We start from the raw sequence: 6343 nt of genomic DNA, 5'->3' as shown, positions 1-6343 counted from the left end.
CGGGCCTGGCGGACGAATGGTTCGATCACGACGGCCAGATCACCAAGCAAGCCGTGCGCGCCCTGACCCTGGCCGCCCTGGCGCCCCGGGCGGGGGAGCGGCTCTGGGATATCGGCACCGGCTCGGGCTCCATCGCCATCGAGTGGTTGCTGGCCCACCCGGACAACCGTGCCCTGGGCGTCGAGCGCGACGCCGGGCGGGCAGCCCGCGCACGCCGCAATGCCCATGACCTCGGCGTCGACTGGTTCGAGGTGGTGGCGGGCGATGCCGTGGCGATGCTGGAAGCGGGTGCCCTGGCCGAAGCACCGCCGCCCGAGGCGGTCTTTATCGGCGGCGGGCTGTCCCAGGCGCTGCTGGAGGCGCTGTGGCTGCGCCTGCCGGCCGGGGTGCGGATCGTGGCCAATGCGGTGACCCTGGAGTCCGAGGCCCTGCTGACCGCGTGGCACCGGCGGGTCGGCGGCGAGCTGCTGCGCATCGAGCTGGCCAGCGCCGCCTCCCTCGGCACCCGGCGGGGCTGGCAGGCCGGCTATCCCATCGTGCAGTGGCGGGTCAGCCGATGAGGGTGGCGGGCTTCGGCTTTCGCCGCGCGGCACGGCTGGCCTCGCTGATCGAGGCGCTGGCGCGGCTCGAGGCACAGCACGGCCGCGTCGATCGGCTGGCCGCCACGCAAGCGATGCTGCCGTTGGTGGAGGCGCTGGGCCGAGAGCACGGCATCCCCGTGGTGGGGGTGGCGGAGGGCGACCTGCCCCAGGCGGCCACCCTGACCCGCTCCCGGCATAGCCTGGCGGCCCGGGGCACCGGCAGCGTCGCCGAGGCGGTGGCCCTGCTGGCCACCGCGGCACTGGCGAAAGGAGACTCAACATGACCATCCACTTCATCGGTGCCGGCCCCGGGGCGCCGGACCTGCTGACGCTGCGGGGCCGGGACCTGATCGCTTCCTGCCCGGTGTGCCTCTATGCGGGCTCGCTGGTGCCCGAACAGATCCTGGCGCACTGCCCGGATGGCGCCCGCATCGTCAACACCGCGCCGCTCTCCCTCGACGAGATCATCGCCGAGATGCGTACCGCCCACGCCGCGGGCCTAGATGTCGCCCGGCTGCACTCCGGCGATCCGTCGGTGTGGTCCGCCATGGGTGAGCAGTTGCGCCGGCTGCGCGAGCTGGCGATTCCCTACACCATCACCCCGGGGGTGCCGGCCTTCGCCGCGGCCGCCGCCACCCTGGGCCAGGAACTGACCCTGCCGGGGGTGGCGCAGTCGCTCGTGCTGACCCGCACCCCGGGGCGGGCCAGCGCCATGCCGGACGGCGAGACCCTGGCCAACTTCGCCAGGAGCGGCACCACCCTGGCCATTCACCTCTCCATCCACAACCTGCAATACGTGGTGGAGGCGCTGACGCCCTACTATGGCGCCGACTGCCCGGTGGCCATCGTCTGGCGGGCCAGCTGGCCCGACGAGCGGGTGGTGCGGGGGCGCCTGGCGACGGTGGAGGCCCTGGTCGATGACGCCCTGCAGCGCACCGCGCTGATCCTGGTGGGCCCGGTGCTGGACAGCCAGGACTTCCAGGAGAGCCGCCTGTATGCGGTCGGCTACGACCGCCGCTTCCGGCCCCAGTCGGCGGACTCGCCCTTCGCCGCCGGCGAGGGTGGCGCCGTATGATTCGGCTCTCGCTGATCGGTATCGGCACGGGCAATCCCGAGCATGTCACCCTGGCCGCGGTGCGGGCGCTCAACGAGGCGGACCTGATCCTGCTGCCGCGCAAGGGGGAGGCCACCTCGGACCTGATCGACCTGCGCCGGCTGCTGTGCCGCAACCTGCTGGAGGCGTCGTCCCGGACCCGGGTGGTGGAGTTCGACCTGCCGCGCCGCGAGACCCGCGCCGATTACCTGGACGCGGTGGACGACTGGCACGGGGCCATCGCCGCCGTCTGGGGGGAACTGATGGCGACCCATCTGCCGGAGGGCGGGCGGGTCGGCCTGCTGATCTGGGGGGATCCGTCGCTCTACGACAGCAGCCTGCGTATCGCCGGGAGGCTGGGTTCCCGAACGGATGGCGAGGTGGCGGTGGAAGTGGTGCCGGGCATCACCAGCCTGCAGGTGCTGACCGCCGCGCACCGTATCCCCCTCAATGCACTGGCCGAGCCGGTGCAGATCACCACCGGCCGGCGGCTGCGCGAGCGCGGCTGGCCGAGCGATGCCGCGAGCGTGGCGGTGATGCTCGATAGCGGCGGCGCCTTCCAGGCACTGCCGCCCGAGGGCCTCTATATCTGGTGGGGGGCCTACCTGGGCATGGACAAGCAGCGGCTGATCGACGGCCGGCTGGCGGAGGTGGCCGCGGCGATCCTCGAGCGGCGTGCCGCCCTGCGTGAGCAACATGGCTGGATCATGGACATCTATCTATTACGGAAAGTGAGTGCTGGAGAGTGAAATGAAGAAGGTCGATCCCAAGCGCCATGCCGAGCGCATGGCCATCAAGCAGCGCATCATGAACGAGCGCATCGAGGCCGCCGACAAGGAGCAGGGCGTGCTGCTGGTGCTCACCGGCCCCGGCAAGGGCAAGAGCAGCTCCGGCTTCGGCATGCTGGCCCGGGCGCTGGGCCACGGCATGAAGGTGGGGGTGGTGCAGTTCATCAAGGGCGCCTTCAGCACCGGCGAGGAGGCGTTCTTCCGCAACCTGCCGAACGTGGAGTACCACGTGATGGGGGAGGGCTACACCTGGGACACCCAGGACCGGGAGCGGGACGTCAAGACCGCCGAGGCGGCCTGGGCGGTGGCGAGCCGCATGCTGAAGGACCCGAGCTTCGATATGGTGCTGCTCGACGAGCTCAATATCGCCCTGCGCTATGAGTACCTGAACCTCGACCGGGTACTCGACGACCTCCAGGCCAGGCCACCCATGCAGCACGCCATCGTCACCGGCCGCTACGCCCCCGAGGCGCTGATCGAGCTGGCCGATACCGTCACCGAGATGAAGGTGGTCAAGCACGCCTTCAAGGAGCAGGGCGTCAAGGCGCAGAAGGGTATCGAGCTGTAGGGGGTGGCATCATAAAGAAGTGGTGTCTGCTTCATCGTGAAGTATGATGGGGGTATGCCCGTACCCGTGGAGGGATCGCCAATGTCCACCGCCCAGCTTCGAGACGTCGTGGCCCGTGTGCTGCCGCCTGCCGTCTTCGACGACAAGGCGGAGTTCATCCGTGCCGTCCGCCGGGGGGTGCCCGGCAGCGTGATCAAGGACGCGATTGCCGCCCTGGGCAACACCCGGGAGGCACGAGAGATGTTCGTGACCCTGCTCGAGACCACCTCGGGCAATCTCCATCGCTACTACAAGCGGGCCGCCCTGAGCCGCACCGAGAGTGAAGAGGTGTTGGATGCCCTGCGGCTGATCCACTTCGCCAACGAGGTGTTCGGCGACCCGGCGCTGGCTGCCGATTGGCTGAACAGCCCCATACCCGCCCTGGCCGGTGAAACACCCCTGGCGCTCTGTGACACCTTTCAGGGGCGTCAGTTGGTCAGGGAGGCCCTGCGCAAGATCGAGTACGGGGAGTTCAGCTGATGGCGAAGGCGGTGCTCTACCGCATCGCTCCCGAGCGCTTCCTCGAGGTCTATACCGGCACCGGCGCCAGCTATCGCGATGGTGGTCGCTGGAACCTGCCCGGTGATCCGGTGCTCTACTTCGCCACTTCGCCCAGCCTGGCGATGCTGGAGATGAGCCACTATCTGCCCTCGCCGCGCCATGTGCCGGCCTCCTACCGTCTGGGGGTCTACGAGGCAGAGGATGCCTCGATGGAAACCCGGGAGGTGGCGTCCCTGCCCAAGGGCTGGGCGGCGTTCCCCTACCCGGTGGCTACCCAGACCCTCGGCTCCGAGTGGCTCCGTGCCAGGAGCGGCTTGATCCTGAAGGTGCCGAGCTGCGCCGTGCCCGGCGGGCTGGAGCCGATCGCCGTCGTGAACCCTCGGCATGAGGAGATCATGCGCCTGCAGCTCATCGAGTCGATCCCGGCGACCTACAATCCCCGAGTGTTCAAGGAGCCATAGCATGCCGCGTCCCGATCACGCCTTCCCGGAAGCCCAGCGGGCCGGGGTCTATCGTGCCATCCACGAGCGTCGGGACGTGCGCGCCCAGTTCCTGCCGGACCCGATTCCCCCCGGGGTGCTGGCCCGCCTGCTGGAGGCCGCCCACCATGCGCCTTCGGTGGGCTTCATGCAGCCCTGGGACTTCCTGGTGATCGATAGCCTCGAGGTGCGAGGCCGGGTGCACCGGATCTTCGAGCGCGAGAACGCCAGGGCGGCCGACTGCCATACCGGCGAGCGCGGGCGGCTCTATCGACGCCTCAAGCTGGAAGGCATCCTGGAGAGCCCCCTCAACCTCTGCATCACCTGCGACCGGGCGCGCGGCGGCGAGCATGTGCTGGGGCGTCACAGTATCGTCGACACGGACCTGTTCAGCACCTGCCTGGCGGTCCAGAACCTGTGGCTGGCGGCGCGGGCCGAGGGCATCGGCGTGGGCTGGGTCAGCATCCTCGACCCGGCCGAGCTGGCCGAGGTGCTGGGGCTGCCGGCCTCGGTCTATCCGCTCGCCTACCTGTGCCTGGGCTATGTGGACGACTTCCTCGATCAACCCGAACTGGCCCGGGCCGGCTGGCGACAACGCCTGCCCCTGCGCGACCGGGTGCATGGCAGCGGTTGGGGAGAGCTACCGACCGACACCCGGCTGGCACGGGCCATCGACCACCTCGGCGAGGGCGATGCCTGACCCCTCTGATGATCCAGGAGCCGCATCCTCAACACCCGATAAAGCAACAGCCTGTGGAAGCGGATCAGCCCTCCAAGCCGTGAGGCATGAGAAAACTCAAGATTCGAGTGGGCAAGCCTAATCCACCTTTACTAGTCTGAGTGTTACTGGGTGTGTCCGGACAGGATGCTGATGTCTCTATTTGGCGACTCTGGCGGCCCGTAGCAAGATGGCGGCGCCAAACGGTACTGCCCGGCGGTAGCGTGCCCACAGATCGGAAAATCCATACCGGAGTAGGGCAGGGAGCTTGCGATTGGCCGATATCGACCCTTATGGAAAGCTTTCCATAAGGGTCGTTATGCAAAGTCCTCGGTTATGGAAAGTGGCGTGAGACACCGCATACCAACCGGCGGAGCGCGGCGGTTGGCGTGCGGAGCGGCCTTTCCATAATCACAGGGTCTTTAGGAAGTCGATGAGTGAGTCAGGGGCCCGGTAGCGTTGGAATCTGGTGTCGGGTTCGTGGGTCCTGGCCAATGCACGCTCCTTCATGGCCAGATCGGCCTCAACGCATTCGATGGGTCGTCACCGGGCTTTCGTGGCCCAGCCAGAGAGCGATGACGCTGATGTCGACGCCGGCCTGCAGGAGATGCATCGCTGTGGTATGCCGAATGACGTGTGGCAAGATCTGGCGCTTTCCCAGATCCGGATGGGACCGGGTCGCGGCTTGCACCGCCAAGGCCAGCCGGAGAGCGACGTTGGTGCGCGTCATCGCATGCCCGTGCTGATTGGGCAGCAACGGGGATTCTGCTTCGAACTGAGGATTCTGCCGCAGCCACGCGCGTAGGGTCCTGACCGTCGAGCGCCACAGTGGAACGCTGCGCTGTTTACGGCCCTTGCCGAGTAGATAACGCACGCGGCACGATCCTCCAGCACCACATCGCCGACCTTGACGGCGGTGATCTCGGACACGCGCGCGCCCGTATTGTAGAGCAGCAGGAACATCGCATGGTCACGGCGGCCGATCCAGGTTTCATCGGGCGCGTCGATCACGGCCAGCATTTCCTCCCGGGATAGATAGCTGAACATGGGGCGCTCGAAACGCTTCATGGGGATGCCAAGCGCATGTTCGACCACCTGAAGGGACGACACATCCCGGCGGCCGGCGAACTTGAGGAATGACCGCAACGCAGCCAAGCGGGCGTTACGACTGCGCACACAGTTATGGCGCTGCTGTTCCAGATGATTGAGGAACGCCGTGATCAACTCTGGCGTCATGTCCGCAAGCGCGATCGCGACGGGCAGCTTGCCCAGTCGGGACTGTGCGAACTCGAGGAACAGCACAAAAGCATCGCGGTAGGCGGCGACGGTCTGCGGACTGAGCGCTCGTTGCTGGGTCAGATACTCGGCGAAGTAGGCCTGTACAAGCGCGGCAGGGAAAATGCACGACAAACCGCTCTACGACGGGGCTTGTAGGGCAATCGAAATCCGCCTACCGTGAAACGCTAATGCATTTTTTCACGGATGGCCCTCATGCTGACGCCTTCATTGATGCACCATTTATCGGTCATTCCTGACTTCCGTCAGGCCTGGAAAATCCGCCATCAGCTGTCAGATA

Annotated in this window: 10 protein-coding genes; 8 read left to right on the top strand and 2 right to left on the bottom strand. The window is 67.3% G+C overall.

Going from position 1 to position 6343, the window contains the following annotated elements; translation table 11 throughout:
• From cbiT to bluB, 8 genes are all read left to right on the top strand, one after another.
• On the top strand, positions 1 to 560 hold a 560-nt coding region (gene cbiT / locus J5F18_RS14535; protein ID WP_346299291.1), incomplete at its 5' end, for a precorrin-6Y C5,15-methyltransferase (decarboxylating) subunit CbiT.
• Positions 557 to 865 carry a cobalamin biosynthesis protein gene (locus J5F18_RS14530; RefSeq protein WP_346299290.1) on the top strand — a complete coding sequence of 103 codons (309 nt, stop codon included), beginning with the start codon at positions 557 to 559 and terminating at the stop codon, positions 863 to 865. The genes cbiT and J5F18_RS14530, both read left to right, overlap by 4 nt.
• Complete coding sequence (cobM, locus tag J5F18_RS14525) at positions 862 to 1656, top strand: precorrin-4 C(11)-methyltransferase (protein WP_346299289.1); 795 nt, start codon at positions 862 to 864, stop codon at positions 1654 to 1656. The genes J5F18_RS14530 and cobM overlap by 4 nt, the downstream gene beginning before the upstream one ends.
• On the top strand, positions 1653 to 2423 hold the full coding sequence (gene cobF / locus J5F18_RS14520; protein ID WP_346299288.1) for a precorrin-6A synthase (deacetylating): 771 nt from the start codon (positions 1653 to 1655) through the stop codon (positions 2421 to 2423). The genes cobM and cobF overlap by 4 nt, the downstream gene beginning before the upstream one ends.
• 1 nt (position 2424) lies before the next feature.
• Entirely contained in the window at positions 2425 to 3030 is a 606-nt protein-coding gene (gene cobO / locus J5F18_RS14515; RefSeq protein WP_346299287.1) for a cob(I)yrinic acid a,c-diamide adenosyltransferase, read from the top strand.
• Positions 3031 to 3111: 81 nt separating this feature from the next.
• A complete protein-coding gene (locus tag J5F18_RS14510; protein WP_346299286.1) occupies positions 3112 to 3549 on the top strand; it encodes an antitoxin Xre/MbcA/ParS toxin-binding domain-containing protein in 438 nt (145 codons plus the stop codon).
• Positions 3549 to 4031, top strand: a complete 483-nt coding sequence (locus J5F18_RS14505; RefSeq protein ID WP_346299285.1) for an RES family NAD+ phosphorylase — start codon at positions 3549 to 3551, stop codon at positions 4029 to 4031. Before J5F18_RS14510 ends, J5F18_RS14505 begins: the two co-directional genes overlap by 1 nt.
• Before the next feature lies 1 nt (position 4032).
• On the top strand, positions 4033 to 4749 hold the full coding sequence (gene bluB / locus J5F18_RS14500; protein WP_346299284.1) for a 5,6-dimethylbenzimidazole synthase: 717 nt from the start codon (positions 4033 to 4035) through the stop codon (positions 4747 to 4749).
• Between the two features lie 541 nt (positions 4750 to 5290).
• On the opposite strand, the gene J5F18_RS14495 is transcribed toward bluB, so the two are convergent.
• Both J5F18_RS14495 and J5F18_RS14490 read right to left on the bottom strand, forming a co-directional pair.
• On the bottom strand, positions 5291 to 5596 hold the full coding sequence (locus J5F18_RS14495; RefSeq protein WP_346302240.1) for a tyrosine-type recombinase/integrase: 306 nt from the start codon (positions 5594 to 5596) through the stop codon (positions 5291 to 5293).
• Positions 5494 to 6177: a site-specific integrase gene (locus tag J5F18_RS14490; RefSeq protein ID WP_346299283.1), complete on the bottom strand. Its 684-nt coding sequence runs from the start codon at positions 6175 to 6177 to the stop codon at positions 5494 to 5496. The genes J5F18_RS14495 and J5F18_RS14490 overlap by 103 nt, the downstream gene beginning before the upstream one ends.
• Between the last annotated feature and the right edge of the window lie 166 nt (positions 6178 to 6343).

Source organism: Halomonas sp. BM-2019 (assembly GCF_017584085.1).
Note: the sequence above shows the minus strand (reverse complement) of the source record. Positions and strands in the feature narration are given on the sequence as shown.

What these genes read in the sequence shown, in the direction of transcription:
- cobF (WP_346299288.1), top strand. Translation starts at nt 1,653, where the DNA reads ATGATTCGGCTCTCGCTGATCGGTATCGGCACGGGCAATCCCGAGCAT.
- cobO (WP_346299287.1), top strand. Translation starts at nt 2,425, where the DNA reads ATGAAGAAGGTCGATCCCAAGCGCCATGCCGAGCGCATGGCCATCAAG.
- bluB (WP_346299284.1), top strand. Translation starts at nt 4,033, where the DNA reads ATGCCGCGTCCCGATCACGCCTTCCCGGAAGCCCAGCGGGCCGGGGTC.
- cobM (WP_346299289.1), top strand. Translation starts at nt 862, where the DNA reads ATGACCATCCACTTCATCGGTGCCGGCCCCGGGGCGCCGGACCTGCTG.
- J5F18_RS14530 (WP_346299290.1), top strand. Translation starts at nt 557, where the DNA reads ATGAGGGTGGCGGGCTTCGGCTTTCGCCGCGCGGCACGGCTGGCCTCG.
- J5F18_RS14510 (WP_346299286.1), top strand. Translation starts at nt 3,112, where the DNA reads ATGTCCACCGCCCAGCTTCGAGACGTCGTGGCCCGTGTGCTGCCGCCT.
- J5F18_RS14505 (WP_346299285.1), top strand. Translation starts at nt 3,549, where the DNA reads ATGGCGAAGGCGGTGCTCTACCGCATCGCTCCCGAGCGCTTCCTCGAG.